Below are 14,507 nucleotides of genomic sequence, written 5' to 3'. Positions count from 1 at the left end.
GTCACGGTACGACCTCGCCGGGTTTCACACCCGCGCGCTGTCGCGCCGGTAGCGGCGGATCACCGCGAACCCGAGCACCAGCGTCCAGCCCGCGAGCACCAGCACCGCCTGCCCGAGGTCCACCGACAGGCTGGAGGTCACCGCGCCGCGGCCGACCTGGCCGAGCCAGTACGACGGCAGCAGGTGGCTGATGGTCGTCAGCCAGCCGGGCATCGTGTCGATCGGGATGAAGATGCCGCCGAGCAGGCTCATGGCCATCATCGTGATGCTCATGATCGGCTGCATGCTCTCCGGCGTGCCGATCTGGCCGACGAACAGGCCGATCAGGGCGAAGGGGATGACCGCGAGCCAGATGCCGACCGTCACGCGCAGCCAGCCCGCGGCGTCCAGCGACACGCCCTCGGCGACGGCGCCGATCAGTGGCACGAGCACGACCGCGGGGATCGCCAGCATCATCCCGGTGATGCCCTTCGCGGCGAGGTAGCCCGAGCCCGACAGCGGGGTGAGCCGCAGCTGGCGCTGCCAGCCGAGCTGGCGCTCCAGCGCGACCCGGCCGCCTGCGAACAGCGACGCGGACAGTGCGCCGAAGGCGGTCATGTTGACCATCAGGATGCCGACGACCGCCTTGTCGCCGTCGGCGAAGATCCCGACGTAGAGGAGGAACAGCAGGACCGGGAAGGCGATCGAGAAGACCAGGAAACGACCGTTGCGCATCGCGCGGCGTACTTCGAGGATGAGGTAGGTGAAGCTCATGACAGGTCAGCTCCGGCGGTGTTGTCGCTGGTGAGTGAGAGGAAGGCGCCTTCGAGGCCCACGGCGGTCACCTCGATGTCGTGCGCCTGCGGGTAGGTCGAGAGCAGCGTGCGCAGCGTGGCGTCCGAGTCGCCGGTGGAGATGGCCGCGCGGTTGGCGCGGACCTCGATCTCGGTGACGCCGGGCAGCGCGGCGAGCGCGGCCTCCGTGGCACCCGGGACGACGGCACGGATGACTCGGCCCGCGACGAGCGAGGTCACCTCGGCGACCGAACCGTCCGCCACTACCCTGCCCGCACGCATGAGCACGACGCGGTCGGCGTAGTTCTCCGCCTCCTCGAGGTAGTGCGTGGCGAAGAGGACGGTGCGGCCGGTGTTGGTGAAGCCGTGCATGGACTTCCAGAACTCGCGGCGGCTCTGGACGTCCATGGCCGCGGTCGGCTCGTCGAGCACGAGCAGGTCCGGGTCGCTGACCAGTGCGACGGCGAAGCGCACGCGTTGCTTCTGGCCGCCGGAGAGCTTGGTGCACCTGCGGTCCGCGAGGTCGTCGACGCCGCTGGCACGCAGGGCCTCGGCGACCGTCATCGGTGAGCGGTGCAGGGAGGCCACCATGGCGACGATCTCGCCGACGGTAGCGTCCTCGAGCAGTGCGCCGCCCTGGAGCATGGCGCCGATGGTGCCCCTGGCGACGGCCTCGTTCGGGCTCGCGCCGAAGACGGTGACCGTGCCCGCGTCGGGCTTGGTGAGGCCGAGCAGCATGTCGACGGTGGTGGACTTGCCTGCGCCGTTCGGGCCGAGCAGCGCGACCACCTCGCCGGGTGCGATCGTGAGATCGACCCCGGCGACCGCGTGGACATCCCCGTAGCTCTTGTGCAGGCCTGCCAACATCACTGCCGCGCCCGCTGAGATCGTTGTGTCGTTCACGAAGACAACGATGCTGGTCGCGGGGCCCGCGTACGCAGGCCGCGAGTCACGACCTCGCCGTGACAAACAGTCAGCGGCACCCCGTGACAAACGTCAGGGGGCGGCGCGGCCGTGGTCGGCGGCCGGTCTCAGCAGCCGATGAGCTGGGCCGCCAGGTAGCCCTGGAGCTTGTCCATGGACACCCGCGCCTGCGCCATGCTGTCGCGCTCCCGCACGGTGACGGCGTGGTCGTAGACCGAGTCGAAGTCGACGGTCACGCAGAACGGGGTGCCGATCTCGTCCTGGCGGCGGTAGCGGCGGCCGATGGCACCGGCGTCGTCGAAGTCGACGTTCCAGTACTGGCGTAGTGACGCGGCGACCTCGCGGGCCTTCGGGGTGAGGTCGGGGTTGCGCGACAGCGGCAGCACGGCGGCCTTCACGGGCGCGAGCCTGCGGTCGAGGCTGAGCACGACCCGCTTGTCGACGCCGCCTTTGGCGTTGGGGGCCTCGTCCTCGCGGTAGGCGTCGAGGAGGAAGGCCATCATGGGCCGGCCGACGCTGACGGCGGGCTCGATGACGAACGGCCGGTACCGGGAGTTCGTGGACTGTTCGAAGTAGGAGAGGTCCACACCGGAGTTGTTGGTGTGGGTCGTCAGGTCGAAGTCGCCTCGGTTGGCGATGCCCTCCAGCTCGGCCCACTCCTGGCCGCCGAACCCGAAGCGGTACTCGATGTCGACCGTGCGCTTGGAGTAGTGCGAGAGCTTCTCGCGCGGGTGGTCGTGGAGCCGCAGGTTGGCCGGGTTGACGCCCAGGTCGGTGTACCAGCGCAGGCGCTCGTCGATCCAGTACTGGTGCCACTTCTCGTCGGTGCCCGGCTCGACGAAGAACGCCATCTCCATCTGCTCGAACTCGCGGGTGCGGAAGACGAAGTTGCCCGGCGTGATCTCGTTGCGGAAGGACTTGCCGATCTGGCCGATGCCGAACGGGGGCCTGCGTCGTGACGTCGTGAGCACGTTGAGGAAGTTCACGAAGATGCCCTGCGCGGTCTCCGGGCGCAGGTACTGCATCCCCTCCTCGGAGTCGACCGGCCCGAGGTGGGTCTTCACCATCATGGTGAAGGCGCGTGGCTCCGTGTACTGGCCACGCACACCGCAGTTCGGGCAGGACACGACGCCCAGCCGATCCTCCGTCACGTTGAGGCCGGTGCGGGCCGCGTACTCCTCGACGAGCTGGTCAGCGCGGAACCGCTTGTGGCAGGAGGTGCACTCGACCAGGGGGTCGTGGAGGGCCGCCACGTGTCCCGACGCCTGCCAGACCTCCCGTGGCAGGATGACCGACGAGTCGATGCCGACCACGTCGTCGCGGCGCTGCACGACCGTGCGCCACCACTCGCGCTTGACGTTCTCCTTCATCTCGACGCCGAGCGGGCCGTAGTCCCAGGCCTCGCGGGTGCCGCCGTAGATCTCCCCGCACGGGTAGACGAAGCCTCTGCGCTCGCACAGGCTGACCACGGTCTCCACGAGATCGGCTGACATGGGCCCACTCCAACGGTCGCGCGCGGCCATGGCGTTCAATGGCGGTTGACGGCGCGTGCGCCAAAGACTATCCGTAACGAGTCCAACACCAACGGGTGATTTCCTGCGTAGCAGGCAGTGACCCGACAGGAGGTCGGAGTGCGCGCGAGGCGCTCGACGAAGGCCAAGCTGATCACCGGGGACGGCCCGCTGTCCAGAATGCCCCCGATCGCGGTGTTCATCGTGGTGGCCGCGCTGTTCGTGGTGGGCGTCGTGGTGCGCGGGGTTCCCGGCGCGATCGTGCTCGGCCTGCTCGCGGCGGGCATCGCGGTCATGCTGGCGGCCACCTGGGGCGCGCTGGCGCCGGTACAGCGGTTCGGGCGGGCGCTGATCCTCGTGCTGCTGATCGTCATCGCCGTGTCCGTTGTCCTGGTGAAATAGCCTCGCGGCCTAGGATGTTGAATACGGTAACGACTATCCGTTTCAGCAGCCGACCCCCGAGAGGACGATGTTCCACGTGACTTCGGACGCCGCCTCGTCCCCGGAACTGACCGTGTCCCATTCGGCCGACCGCCCCACGGTCGCCGCGGCCGAACCGCGTTCGGTGCGGACACTGCAGGCCGCGGGTGACCTGCTGCGTGCGCTCGCGGCACCCGTCCGCATCGCGATCGTGCTGGAGTTACGCGAGCATGACCGCTGCGTGCACGAGCTGGTCGAGACTCTCGGTGTGGCGCAGCCGCTGATCAGCCAACACCTGCGCGTGCTGAAGGCGGCGGGCGTCGTCCGAGGCGAACGCCACGGCCGCGAGGTGGTCTACCGTCTTGTCGACGAGCACCTCTCACACATCGTCGTCGACGCGGTCGCGCACGTGGAGGAAGGAGCAGGCCGGTGACGAACGCCGAGCGCCACGCCCCGACCGTTCCAGGCAGGCGATCCACGAAGCAGCGAGCCGCCGTGGCGAGCCTGTTGGAACAGCTCGACGACTTCCGCTCGGCCCAGGACCTGCACGAGGAGCTGCGCACCCGCGGGGAGGGCATCGGCCTCACCACCGTCTACCGCACGCTCCAGTCCCTGGCCGACGCCGGCGAGGTCGACGTCCTGCGCCTCGACAGCGGCGAGGCGGTCTACCGGCGCTGCTCCCAGCACCACCACCATCACCTGGTCTGCCGCGCGTGCGGCCGCACCGTCGAGGTCGAGGGCCCGGCGGTGGAGAAGTGGGCGGAGAAGATAGCCGCCGAGAACGGCTTCGCCGAGGTCAGCCACACCGTCGAGGTCTTCGGCACCTGCGCGTCCTGCACCGGCTGACCAGCACGTTCGCCGATCCTGTCGGCCCCCCGTGGGACAATGGAAACCGGGGGCCGGAGGCCATTCGGCAGCCCCGACCCCCGGTGCGTCTTCAGTCCTCCGCCGCGGGCAGGCCGTTGTGCTCGATCACGCCCGAGTACCAGCGCGCGCTGTCCTTGGGCGTCCGCTTCTGGGTGTCGAAGTCGACGTGCACGAGACCGAACCGCTTCTCATAGCCCCACGCCCACTCGAGGTTGTCCAGCAGCGTCCAGCAGAAGTACCCGCGCAGGTCAGCGCCCTGTTCGACCGCGGAGTGGGCGGCACGCAGGTGCCCGTCCAGGAACGCGATGCGCTCGGCGTCGCGGATCTCGCCGTCCTCGGTGAACGTGTCCGGGTACGCGGCACCGTTCTCCGTGACGTACAGCGGCAGCCCCGGGTACTCGCGGCTGAGCGACACCAGCAGCTCGGTCAGCCCTTCCGGCTGCACCTCCCAGTCCATCTCCGTCTTCGGGTGACCGGACTGCAGGAACCGCACGTCCGACGACCCCGGCCACTCGCTCGGCCCGTCCACCGGGTCACCCGCCGACACCAGGTAGGCGCGGTAGTAGTTCACGCCGAGCAGGTCGATCGGCTGGTTGATCGCCTTCAGGTCGGTGTCCTGGATGACCTCCTGCAGACCGTACGGCGCGAGGTCGTCCAGCAGGTCGGCGTCGTACTCACCGCGCAGCACCGGGTTCAGGAAGATCCGGTTCTGCAGGCCGTCGATGCGGCGGGCCGCGTCCGCGTCGGCCTCGGAGCCGGTCGCGGGACGCACGGGGAACAGGTTCAGCGTGATCCCGGCCGGGACGTCCGGCGCACCCGCGCGGATCTCCGACATCGCGAGGCCGTGCCCGAGCAGGAGGTGGTGCGCGGCGGCGACGGCGGCCCGCGAGTCACGCACACCCGGCGCGTGCACGCCGTTGCCGTACCCGAGGAACGCCGCGCACCACGGCTCGTTGAGCGTGAGCCAGCCCGCGACCCGGTCCCCGAGACGCCCGACCACAGTGGACGCGTACTCGGCGAAGCGGTACGCGGTGACCCGGTTGGTCCACCCGCCCGCCTCCTCCAGCGACTGCGGCAGGTCCCAGTGGTAGAGGGTCGCCCACGGGGCGATGCCCTTCTCCAGCAGGGAGTCCACGAGCCGGTCGTAGAAGCTCAGGTCCTTCAGCCGGGGCCAGGCGATCGAGAACCGGTACGCGCCGATTCCCAAGGACGACATCAGGTCCACGTCCTCGGCGTACCGGCGGTAGTGGTCCGCGCCCGGTTCGCCCGAGTCGCCGTTCGCCACGGCGCCTGGCCGGCGGCAGAACTCGTCCCAGATGGAATCCACCCGACCGTCCAGAGTGGTCGCGCCCTCGATCTGGTACGACGCCGTTGCCGCGCCCCACACGAAACCCGTGGGGAAGCGGAGCGCTACCGACTCTGACGCTTGCGGCACAACTGACATGGTCACCCCTTCACTGCGCCCTGCATGATTCCGGCCACGATCTGGCGGCCGAGCACGACGAACACGATCAAGATCGGAATGGTGGCCAGCGTCGTGCCCGCCAGCACCAGTGAGTAGTCGATGTAGTAACCGCTCTGCAGCCGCTCCAGCGCGATCTGCACGGTCGGGTTCTCGGCGTTGAGCACCACGAGCGGCCACAGGAAGTCGTTCCACGACGTCATGAACGTGAACATGCCCAGGAACGCCGCCGCGGGCCGCACCGCGGGCAGGCACACGTGCCAGTACACGCGGATCATCGAGCAGCCGTCGACACGCGCGGCCTCGATCAGCTCGTACGGCACCACCTGCGCGGTGTACTGCCGCATCCAGAACACGCCGATCGCGGTCACCAGGTTCGGCACGATCACCGCCTCGAGGTGACCTGCCCAGCCGAAGTCCGCCATCGCCATGTACAGCGGGATGATGCCGAGCTGTGTCGGCACCGCCAGCGTGGCGACGACGAACAGGAACAGGGCGTCCCGGCCGCGGAACCGCAGTTTCGCGAAGGCGAAACCGGCGAGGGTGGAGAACAGGACCGTCGTGAAGGTGACCGTGCCCGCCACGATCACACTGTTGCCCAACGCCTTCCAGAACGGCACGGAGTCGAAGACCCGCGCCGCGTTGCTGAGGAAGTTCCCGCCCGGCAACAGCGGCGGGACCCGTTCGCCCAGCATGGAGCTGTCCCGCGACGCCACCAGGAACGACCAGAAGAACGGGAAGACCGAGCCGAGCATGAACGCGATCAGCAGCCCGTAGACCCAGAAGGACGCGCGCTTGTCCCCGGCCTTCGCCTGCCGGGTCACCTGCCGCAACGATATCGCCGTCATGGCGCCTCCTCCGCTCCACTGGACGCGATCCGGCGGGTCAGCAGGAAGTTCAGTACGGCGATGACGATGATCAGCAGGAACAGCACCCACGCGATCGCCGAGGCGTAGCCGAGCTTCTGCGTCTCGAACGCGGTCTGGTACATGTACAGCGTGATCGTCTGGAACTGGTTGGACGAGCCACCGTTGTTGGAGCCCGGCATGGCGTCGAAGAGCTTGGGCTCGGTGAAGATCTGCAGGCCGCCGATGGTCGAGGTGATCACCACGAAGATCAGGGTCGGCCGCAGGAGCGGCAGTGTGACGCTGAAGAACCGGCGGATCGCCGAGGCGCCGTCGATGAGCGCCGCCTCGTGGATCTCCTTCGGGATCGCCTTCATCGCGGCGAGCACGATCAGCGCGTTGTAGCCGGTCCACCGCCAGTTGACCATGGTGGCGATCGCGAGGTGCGAGGCGAACCGGTTGGCCTGCCAGTCGATCCGGTCGAGCCCGACCGTCTCGAGCAGGCCGTTGATCAGGCCGTACTTCGTGCCGAACAGGTTCGCGAAGATGAGGCCCACCGCGACCAGGCTGACGACGTAGGGCAGGAGCACCCCGACCCGCCAGGAGGTCGGCAGCCGCAGCCGCGTGTTCAACAGCGCGGCGACGCCGACCGCGACCACGATCTGCGGCCCGGACGACAGGACGAAGATGCTGATCGTGTTGACGAGCGCGTTCCAGAACTGGCTGTCCCGCAACAGTTCCGTGTAGTTGCCGAGACCGATGAACGTGCTCTCGGTGTCGAGCAGCTCGCGGTCGAACAGCGACAGGTACGACGTGTACAGCAGCGGGAACAGGCCGACCACGCCGAAGATGACGAAGAACGGCGCGATGTAGAGGTAGGGCGACCACCTCACGTCCGCCAGCGACAGGCGCTGGCGGAACGTGAGCCGCGGCTTGCGCGGTGGGGCGGGCGCCACCCCCTGGTGTGACGCCCGCCTCGTTACCGTGGTCATCACTTGACGATCTTCTTGGCGGCGTCGACTGCCTGCTGCCAGCCCTCCTCAGGCGACTTGCCCTGCTCCACCGCCTGCAGCGCCGGGCTCACGGCGTTCTCCTGGATCTTGCCGTCGCCGGGACCCTTGTACTGCGGCGGACCGACCTTCGCGGCCATGGTCGCGAACAGCTGGCCGGTCTTCACGTCACCGAAGTAGTCGTTGGTCTGGTCCAACAGCTCCGGCGAGTCGAGTGCGTCGACCTGGCTGGGGAAGTTGCCGGTCTTCTGGAAGGCCTTGATCTGCTGCTCCGGCGCGGTCAGCCACGCGGCCAGCTCGGCGGCCTCCTTCGGGTGCTTCGACTGCTTGGGCACCGCGAGGAACGAGCCGCCCCAGTTGCCGCCACCGTCCGGGAACGCGTCCGTGACCGCCCAGTGCCCCGCGTGGTCCGGACCGGCCTGCTCCTTGACGACGCCGAGCATCCACGACGGGCAGGTCTTCGTGGCGAACGCGCTCTGCTTGAAGCCGGTGTTCCACTCCGGGCTGAACGCGACGAGCTTGGCGCTCTGGCCGCGGTTGCCCGCCGCCGTGACCTGGTCGTAGTTCTTCTTGATGTCCTTGTTGGACTCGAGCGCCAGCTTGTCGTCCTTGGTCACGTACCCCTCGGGCAGCTGGTTCTGCATCGCGTTGAAGACCTGCGAGTCCGAGTCGAACCACGCCTTGTGGGTCTTCTGGACGTAGGTGTCGCCCGCCTCGAAGTACGAGTCCCAGGTGGCGAACATGGCCTTGACCGACGCGTCGTCCGTCGGCATGCCCGCCGCGGCGAGCAGGTCCGTGCGGTAGCACATGGCCAGCGGACCGATGTCGGTGCCGTAGCCGATCCAGGTGCCGTCCTTGGCGACGCCCTGCTTGTACTTCCAGTCGAGCCAGCGCTCGGGCTTGGCGTCCGCAGGCCCGATGTCGGCGAGGTTGTTGAACAACTGGGGCTTGTCGATCACATCGGGGAGGTGACCCTCCTCGATGGCGACGACGTCCTCGAGGCCGTTGCCCGCCGCGAGCTTGGTCAGCAGCTGCTGGTGGTAAGGGCCGCCCTCACCGGTCTTGTGGTGGGTGACCTTGATGTCCGGGTTGAGGGTCTCGTACTCCTTGAGCAGGTCCTCGTACCCGAACTCGGTGAACGTGCCGATGCTGAGCTCGATCTTCCCCGATTCAGATCCGCTCGAGTCATCGGAGGAGCCGCACGCGGTCAGGCCCACCGCGGCAGCGAGGGCGATCGCACCGGCGAACACCCGTCGTTGGTTGCTTCGCACGTCTGTTGTCCCTTTGCGTCCTCGACTAAGTCACTCAGAATTCTGGGAGCGCTCCCAGTTGGGGAGTTCCGAGTGTGGTCTGTATTACGGGGAAGTGTCAAGGACTTTCCGGGAGCGCTCCCAGAAGTCGCCACTCCGTTACACTTCGCCCATGCCGATCGACGGACGTCCCACGCTGGAGGACGTCGCCGCGTACGCGGGTGTGTCCCGCTCGACCGCCTCGCGCGCCCTCAACGACGACGCCTATGTGAGTGTGCGGGCGCGGGAGAAGGTGCTCGGTGCCGCGCGGGAGCTCGGCTACTCCCCCAACCAGGCCGCTCGTTCGCTGGTGACACGCAGGACCGGCGCCGTCGCGGTGGTTCTGTCCGAACCGGAGGCCAACGTCCTCGACGACCCGTACTTCGCGTCGGTCATGCACGGCGCGTTCCGCGAGCTGTCGTCGGTCGGCGCCCAGATGCTGCTGATGTTCGTCGACACCCGTGACGACGTCCCCAGGACGATCAAGTTCCTGGAGGGCGGCCACGCCGACGGCGCGCTGGTGTTCGCCCCCCACAAGGGTGATCCGCTGCCGACCGCGCTGCGGCTGGCGCGCATCCCGGTGGTCTACGGCGGTCGGCCGGGCAACGGCAAACGCGGCACCCACGCCGTCGACTTCGACAACAAGGCGGGTGCCCGCCTCGCGGTGGAGCACCTGTTCGCGTCGGGCAGGCGGCGCATCGGGACAGTGACGGGCATGCTCGACCACCCGGCCGCGGCCGACCGCCTGGAGGGCTGGCGGTCAGCGCTGCTGGCGTCGGGCCTCGACCCGCTGGACATGGCGGAGGCCGGCGACTTCACGATGGCGAGCGGCGAGACGGCGACGGCGAAGCTCCTGGCCCGCTGCCCGGACCTCGACGCCGTGTTCGCGGCGAGCGACCTGATGGCCGCCGGCGCGATGAAGGCCCTCCGCGCGAGCGGCCGACGGGTCCCCGACGACGTCGCGGTGATCGGCTTCGACGACCACCCGACCCTGGCCCCCGCCATGGAACCCCCGCTGACGTCCATCCACCAGGACCCGAGGGAACAGATCCGCCAGATGGTCCGCAAGCTCATCGCCCTGCTGAACGGCGAGGACGTCCGCCCGGAGGCGACGATCCTCCCGGTCACCCTGGTGGTCCGCGACTCCGCCTGACCCGACCCGCCCCGACCCGCCCCCGCCCCACTGCACTGAAGGACGCCTTCCTAACGCTGGGCGTTACGAAGGCGTCCTTCAGTACGTCCCCGGGGGGGCGCCGGGGGCGGGGTTCAGCTGGGCGGGCGGATCGCGGCCGCGCTTCTGCGTGTGTCCGGGTGGTCCGGACCCAGCACTCTGGTCCGGGCCTCGAGGATCTCGCGGTGCGCGGCCGTCGCCTCCGCGGGGAACGCGCGGAACCGCAGCAGCTCGGCCGCGTCGAAGCGGGCCTCCAGGGTGTTCGGGTGGTCGGCGCCGTACAGCCGCGTCATCCCCGACACGACCTCGGTCTGGGTCTCCTCCGCCGACGCGAACTCACCTCGGCCCGCCGCCACCCGGGCCAGGCCCTGCCGCGTGGCAAGCGAGCAGCTGTGCGACGGCGGCCGGTCGTCGCGGCGCATGGCGGCCAGCAGCTCCCGTTCCGCCTCGTCGAGCCTGCCGACGCGTTCCAGCGCCACCCCCAGCATGTGCCTGGTACACAACGCCATCGAGTCCGACGAGCCGAACGTCTTCGTCCGCGCGGCGATGGTGTCGGCGAAGATCCGCACCGCGGCGGCGGGCTGGTCGGCCATCAGCAGCGCGTCGCCGAGGACCTGCATCGTGCACAGGGTCACCGGCGCGTCCTCGCCCCACTTCCGCGCGTTGTCCGCCAGCAGCCCCCGCAGCTCGACCACGGCGCCGTCGGCGTCGCCCGTCGCGGCACGCAGGTGTGCGATCGAGGCGAGCACCAGGCAGCGGTTCGGGTCCTCCTCCGGGAAGCTGAGCGTCCGGTACAGCACCAGGGCCGCCGCGAACCTGCCCATCGCGAACAGCACCCCCGCCCGCCCCTGACGTGCGGCGAGTGCCGTCGGCCACGGCGCCCGCGTGGCCACCGCCGTGAACTCGGCCAGTGCCTCTGGCAGGCGGTCCAGCTGGAAGAGCAGGTCGGCCAGCGCGATGCGGGCCTCCAGCGGGTCGGCCGCCACCTCGACGTTGCGCCGCAGCAGTCCCTCCGCCTCGGCCGCGTGACCCATGCGCGCCAGCGTGGCCGCCAGGTCGAGCCGCGACGAGACGGTGTCCGGCGCGCCGTGGCCGAGACACGTCTCCCGCTCCGCCAGCACGGCGGCGTGCAACGCGGCAGCCGCCGCGAACTCGCCGTCCCGGAACCGCTCGAACGCCTCCTCGGTCTGGGTACGCAGCCGCCGCTCGGCCTTAGTGCTCATACGGGTCCTCCGGCTGGGCGACCCGCCGCACCGCGTACGTGGTGACGGCGGGCACGTACTCGTTCGCCCTGGTCGCCGACCCGGGGCGCAGTGTCGCGTCGACCTCGATCCAGCTGTTGTCCGGCAGGTCGGACAACTCCCTGCCGAGCAGCTTGATCTTGACCGGGAACGCGTCGGCGGCGCAGCAGCTGATCGCCAGGCGCGCCACGTACGTGTCGGGGCCCTCCTGCACGACGAACCCCAGCAGCCGCGCCCTGCGGTTGTCCAGCGAGTGGCCCTTGTCCCACGCCGCCCGAGCGGAGAACTCGCTGAGCTGCAACGCGATCGGGCTGCCCGCGGGCAGCGCGGGGAACAGCTCCGACCCCTCGCCCTCCGTCGACGGCGCGGCCAGCGCGTTGCCGGAGGCACGTTCGACGGAGTCAGCGCCGAGCGACGGCGGCCCGACGAGGAACACCGCGAGCACGGGAAGCACCAGGAGCCACGCGCTCCGTGTCGAGTGGACGTGCCCGTGGCCGTCCTCGTCACGCGCGCCGCGGATCTCCCTGATGATCGACACCGCCGCGAGCAGGACCATCACGGTCCCACCCGCGATCAGCAGCCACTGGTGGCTCGGCTTCACGTACCGCAGGTAGGTGCCGGTGATCGAGATCTTGAGCAGCGCCCCACCCAGCAGCACAAGAAGAATATTCTGAGTCTCACGCCTCATGCTGCCCCCTCGCTCGCTCCGTGACGCCGGAACGCTCCGCACACTGCGCTCATGGCAGCACCACGATTCCCACGACGACCGCGCACAGGATGGCGACCGCGAACGTCATCGGCGCGAACCGTGCGGCGAAGCGGCGGCCGAGCGTGCCCGCCTGCAGCGCGAACAGCTTGATGTCGATGGCCGGCCCCACCACGAGGAACACCAGACGCGGCAGCAGCGGCATGGTCGACAGCGACGCGACGACGAACGCGTCCGCCTCGCTGCACAGCGCGAGCACCACCGCGAGCACGGCCATCACGGCGATGCCCAGCAGCAGCTGCTCGCCGAGCGTGCTGACCCACGACCTCGGCACGACCACGTTCAGCACCGCCGCGGTCAGGCCACCGACCACCAGGAAGCCGCCCGCGTCGACCAGGTCCTGACGCGCGGTCTCGAAGAACACACCCCACCGGTCCCGCCGCCCGTCCGGTTCCGGCAGGCGGCGCAACGCGCGTTCGGCGAACCACTCCATCTTCCCGAACCGCGACCAGACCAACCCCATGACCACCGCCGTGGCCATCGAACCCAGGAACCGCGCGAGCACCATCCTCGGCTCGCCGGGGAACGCGACGGCCGTCGCGACCAGCACGATCGGGTTCACGGCGGGTGCGGCGAGCAGGAACGTCACCGCGACCGACGCGGGCACGTCCTGCTGGATCAGCCGGCGGGCCACGGGCACCGCCGCGCACTCGCAGTTCGGCAGCGCCACCCCGGCCACACCCGCGACGGGCACCGCGAGCACCGCCCTCTTCGGCAGCACCCTGCGCAGCAGGTCGGCGGACACGAACGCCGCGATCGCGCCGCTGATCAACACGCCGACCACGAGGAACGGCAACGCCTGCACGCAGACCGCGACGAACACCGTCGCGCCGGTCTGGATGGCCGGGGCGTCCAGCAGGTCAACGAGCCATCCCTGCCCGACGAGCGCGACCACGAGCAGCACGCACAGGATCTCGAGCGACGTGACCCGCCGACGCGGCGGCGCCACCGTTGCCTGGTCGGTCACTCCGCCTTGGCCTCTCCGATCAGCTCGCTCCGCAGCTGCGACGCGGTCGACACCACGAGCATCAGCAGCGTGCCGAGCGGGGACTCGCCGAGGCCGTCCGCCGGGAACGCGTACCGCAGCGTCACGTCCATGCCGCGTTCGGTGTGGACGACGCCGAGTGTGCCGAACAGGCCCTGACCGGCACGTTCCGCCGCGGACGAGGCCAGGTGCTTGTCGTCGGGCAGGTCCCAGGCGACCACGCACGTGAGGCTGAGGACCGTGAGCCCTTCGGCGAGCTGCATGGCCTGCACCGCGCACGGGACGTCGACGTGGCGGAACGTCAGCGCGCCGTCGTCGTCCACGTGCACGTCGTGGAAGGTCTCGAGCGCCTTGCGGGCCTTGGTCAGCAGGTCCCCGGTGCTCAACGCTTCCTGTTCGGTCATCGTTCTCCCTGCCGTGTCGGAACCGGTCGCTCGGCTCCCAGAGCCTCGGCGACCTCGTCGCTGTCCTTGGCGCCGCCGAACCGGCGGTCGCGCCGTGCGTACTGCTCGACGGCCGTCCACAGGTCGCGGCGGTCGAAGTCCGGCCAGAGGATGTCCTGGAAGACCAGCTCAGCGTAGGCGGACTGCCACAGCATGAAGTTGGAGGTCCGCTGCTCACCGGACGGTCGGATGAACAGGTCCACGTCCGGCATCTCGGGTTGGTACAGGTAACGCGCGATCGTACGCTCGTTGACCTTCTCCGGGTTGATCTTGCCCGCGGCGACCAGCCTGGCTATCTCGCGGGCGGCGTCGCCCACCTCGGCGCGGCCGCCGTAGTTGATGCACATCGCGAGGTTGAGGACGTCGTTGTGCCTGGTCCGCTCCGCGGCGGCCTCCAGCTCGTGGATGACGCTTCGCCACAGCTTCGGGCGGCGCCCTGCCCAGCGGACCCGCACGCCCATCTCGTCCAGCTCACCGGTGCGGTTGCGGATGACGTCGCGGGAGAAGCCCATGAGGAAGCGGACCTCGTCCGGGCTGCGCCGCCAGTTCTCGGTGGAGAAGGCGTAGAGCGACAGCCACTTGACGCCCATCTCGATGCAGCCCTTGGCGACCTCGACGACCTGGGCCTCACCGCGTTTGTGCCCCTCGATGCGGGTGAGGCCGCGCTGGTTGGCCCAACGACCGTTGCCGTCCATGACGATCGCGACGTGCTGCGGCAGGAACTGGGCGGGGATCGCGGGTGGCCGAGCGCCTGACGGGTGCGGCTCGGGTGGTCGTGGTCGGGTGCGGTGACGCAGCAT

At 69.6% G+C, this 14,507-nt stretch carries 16 protein-coding genes; 4 read left to right on the top strand and 12 right to left on the bottom strand.

Annotation, left to right across the window (positions count from 1 at the left end):
* Nucleotides 1-24: 24 nt before the first annotated feature.
* From CLV71_RS14030 to CLV71_RS14020, 3 genes are all read right to left on the bottom strand, one after another.
* The gene (locus CLV71_RS14030; RefSeq protein ID WP_133903125.1) at nucleotides 25-753 is read right to left on the bottom strand and encodes an ABC transporter permease; all 729 of its coding nucleotides are present in this window, start codon (nucleotides 751-753) and stop codon (nucleotides 25-27) included.
* Entirely contained in the window at nucleotides 750-1,640 is an 891-nt protein-coding gene (locus CLV71_RS14025) for an ABC transporter ATP-binding protein (RefSeq protein ID WP_133903294.1), read from the bottom strand. Before CLV71_RS14025 ends, CLV71_RS14030 begins: the two co-directional genes overlap by 4 nt.
* Nucleotides 1,641-1,804: 164 nt before the next feature.
* Nucleotides 1,805-3,190 carry a glycine--tRNA ligase gene (locus CLV71_RS14020; protein WP_133903124.1) on the bottom strand — a complete coding sequence of 462 codons (1,386 nt, stop codon included), beginning with the start codon at nucleotides 3,188-3,190 and terminating at the stop codon, nucleotides 1,805-1,807.
* Nucleotides 3,191-3,328: 138 nt separating this feature from the next.
* Here CLV71_RS14020 and CLV71_RS14015 point away from each other — a divergent pair, with 138 nt between their 5' ends.
* The 3 genes from CLV71_RS14015 to CLV71_RS14005 all read left to right on the top strand — a co-directional run bounded on the left by CLV71_RS14015 (nucleotide 3,329) and on the right by CLV71_RS14005 (nucleotide 4,474).
* On the top strand, nucleotides 3,329-3,610 hold the full coding sequence (locus tag CLV71_RS14015) for a DUF6703 family protein (RefSeq protein WP_243866427.1): 282 nt from the start codon (nucleotides 3,329-3,331) through the stop codon (nucleotides 3,608-3,610).
* Nucleotides 3,611-3,677: 67 nt separating this feature from the next.
* Complete coding sequence (locus CLV71_RS14010) at nucleotides 3,678-4,061, top strand: ArsR/SmtB family transcription factor (protein WP_166664082.1); 384 nt, start codon at nucleotides 3,678-3,680, stop codon at nucleotides 4,059-4,061.
* On the top strand, nucleotides 4,058-4,474 hold the full coding sequence (locus tag CLV71_RS14005) for a Fur family transcriptional regulator (RefSeq protein WP_133903123.1): 417 nt from the start codon (nucleotides 4,058-4,060) through the stop codon (nucleotides 4,472-4,474). The genes CLV71_RS14010 and CLV71_RS14005 overlap by 4 nt, the downstream gene beginning before the upstream one ends.
* Before the next feature lie 91 nt (nucleotides 4,475-4,565).
* Here the strand turns inward: CLV71_RS14005 and CLV71_RS14000 are convergent, their stop codons facing one another.
* The 4 genes from CLV71_RS14000 to CLV71_RS13985 are packed head-to-tail and all read right to left on the bottom strand — an operon-like array spanning nucleotide 4,566 to nucleotide 9,083.
* Nucleotides 4,566-5,939, bottom strand: coding sequence for a GH1 family beta-glucosidase (locus tag CLV71_RS14000; RefSeq protein ID WP_133903122.1), 1,374 nt, complete (start codon nucleotides 5,937-5,939; stop codon nucleotides 4,566-4,568).
* A gap of 2 nt (nucleotides 5,940-5,941) precedes the next feature.
* Nucleotides 5,942-6,805: a carbohydrate ABC transporter permease gene (locus tag CLV71_RS13995; protein ID WP_133903121.1), complete on the bottom strand. Its 864-nt coding sequence runs from the start codon at nucleotides 6,803-6,805 to the stop codon at nucleotides 5,942-5,944.
* Complete coding sequence (locus CLV71_RS13990; RefSeq protein ID WP_133903120.1) at nucleotides 6,802-7,794, bottom strand: carbohydrate ABC transporter permease; 993 nt, start codon at nucleotides 7,792-7,794, stop codon at nucleotides 6,802-6,804. The genes CLV71_RS13995 and CLV71_RS13990 overlap by 4 nt, the downstream gene beginning before the upstream one ends.
* On the bottom strand, nucleotides 7,794-9,083 hold the full coding sequence (locus tag CLV71_RS13985; protein WP_424923875.1) for an ABC transporter substrate-binding protein: 1,290 nt from the start codon (nucleotides 9,081-9,083) through the stop codon (nucleotides 7,794-7,796). The genes CLV71_RS13990 and CLV71_RS13985 overlap by 1 nt, the downstream gene beginning before the upstream one ends.
* Before the next feature lie 151 nt (nucleotides 9,084-9,234).
* On the opposite strand from CLV71_RS13985, the gene CLV71_RS13980 reads away from it, so the two are divergent.
* Complete coding sequence (locus CLV71_RS13980) at nucleotides 9,235-10,254, top strand: LacI family DNA-binding transcriptional regulator (RefSeq protein ID WP_133903119.1); 1,020 nt, start codon at nucleotides 9,235-9,237, stop codon at nucleotides 10,252-10,254.
* Nucleotides 10,255-10,367: 113 nt separating this feature from the next.
* Here the strand turns inward: CLV71_RS13980 and CLV71_RS13975 are convergent, their stop codons facing one another.
* The 5 genes from CLV71_RS13975 to CLV71_RS13955 are packed head-to-tail and all read right to left on the bottom strand — an operon-like array spanning nucleotide 10,368 to nucleotide 14,507.
* Complete coding sequence (locus CLV71_RS13975; RefSeq protein WP_133903118.1) at nucleotides 10,368-11,495, bottom strand: tetratricopeptide repeat protein; 1,128 nt, start codon at nucleotides 11,493-11,495, stop codon at nucleotides 10,368-10,370.
* Nucleotides 11,485-12,201, bottom strand: coding sequence for a TIGR03943 family putative permease subunit (locus CLV71_RS13970; RefSeq protein WP_133903117.1), 717 nt, complete (start codon nucleotides 12,199-12,201; stop codon nucleotides 11,485-11,487). The genes CLV71_RS13975 and CLV71_RS13970 overlap by 11 nt, the downstream gene beginning before the upstream one ends.
* A gap of 49 nt (nucleotides 12,202-12,250) precedes the next feature.
* Entirely contained in the window at nucleotides 12,251-13,246 is a 996-nt protein-coding gene (locus tag CLV71_RS13965) for a permease (protein ID WP_133903116.1), read from the bottom strand.
* Complete coding sequence (locus CLV71_RS13960) at nucleotides 13,243-13,668, bottom strand: hypothetical protein (RefSeq protein WP_133903115.1); 426 nt, start codon at nucleotides 13,666-13,668, stop codon at nucleotides 13,243-13,245. Before CLV71_RS13960 ends, CLV71_RS13965 begins: the two co-directional genes overlap by 4 nt.
* On the bottom strand, nucleotides 13,665-14,507 hold the full coding sequence (locus CLV71_RS13955) for an isoprenyl transferase (protein ID WP_133903114.1): 843 nt from the start codon (nucleotides 14,505-14,507) through the stop codon (nucleotides 13,665-13,667). The genes CLV71_RS13960 and CLV71_RS13955 overlap by 4 nt, the downstream gene beginning before the upstream one ends.

Source organism: Actinophytocola oryzae, assembly GCF_004364325.1.
In the GTDB taxonomy this organism is placed as follows: Bacteria; Actinomycetota; Actinomycetes; order Mycobacteriales; family Pseudonocardiaceae; genus Actinophytocola; species Actinophytocola oryzae.
This window is presented reverse-complemented; position numbering and strand designations above follow the sequence as displayed.

What these genes read in the sequence shown, in the direction of transcription:
- CLV71_RS13995 (WP_133903121.1), bottom strand. Translation starts at nt 6,805, where the DNA reads ATGACGGCGATATCGTTGCGGCAGGTGACCCGGCAGGCGAAGGCCGGG.
- CLV71_RS13970 (WP_133903117.1), bottom strand. Translation starts at nt 12,201, where the DNA reads ATGAGGCGTGAGACTCAGAATATTCTTCTTGTGCTGCTGGGTGGGGCG.
- CLV71_RS13955 (WP_133903114.1), bottom strand. Translation starts at nt 14,507, where the DNA reads ATGCTGCGTCACCGCACCCGACCACGACCACCCGAGCCGCACCCGTCA.
- CLV71_RS13990 (WP_133903120.1), bottom strand. Translation starts at nt 7,794, where the DNA reads ATGACCACGGTAACGAGGCGGGCGTCACACCAGGGGGTGGCGCCCGCC.
- CLV71_RS14020 (WP_133903124.1), bottom strand. Translation starts at nt 3,190, where the DNA reads ATGTCAGCCGATCTCGTGGAGACCGTGGTCAGCCTGTGCGAGCGCAGA.
- CLV71_RS13980 (WP_133903119.1), top strand. Translation starts at nt 9,235, where the DNA reads ATGCCGATCGACGGACGTCCCACGCTGGAGGACGTCGCCGCGTACGCG.
- CLV71_RS14000 (WP_133903122.1), bottom strand. Translation starts at nt 5,939, where the DNA reads ATGTCAGTTGTGCCGCAAGCGTCAGAGTCGGTAGCGCTCCGCTTCCCC.
- CLV71_RS14010 (WP_166664082.1), top strand. Translation starts at nt 3,678, where the DNA reads ATGTTCCACGTGACTTCGGACGCCGCCTCGTCCCCGGAACTGACCGTG.
- CLV71_RS14025 (WP_133903294.1), bottom strand. Translation starts at nt 1,640, where the DNA reads ATGTTGGCAGGCCTGCACAAGAGCTACGGGGATGTCCACGCGGTCGCC.
- CLV71_RS13975 (WP_133903118.1), bottom strand. Translation starts at nt 11,495, where the DNA reads ATGAGCACTAAGGCCGAGCGGCGGCTGCGTACCCAGACCGAGGAGGCG.
- CLV71_RS13960 (WP_133903115.1), bottom strand. Translation starts at nt 13,668, where the DNA reads ATGACCGAACAGGAAGCGTTGAGCACCGGGGACCTGCTGACCAAGGCC.
- CLV71_RS14030 (WP_133903125.1), bottom strand. Translation starts at nt 753, where the DNA reads ATGAGCTTCACCTACCTCATCCTCGAAGTACGCCGCGCGATGCGCAAC.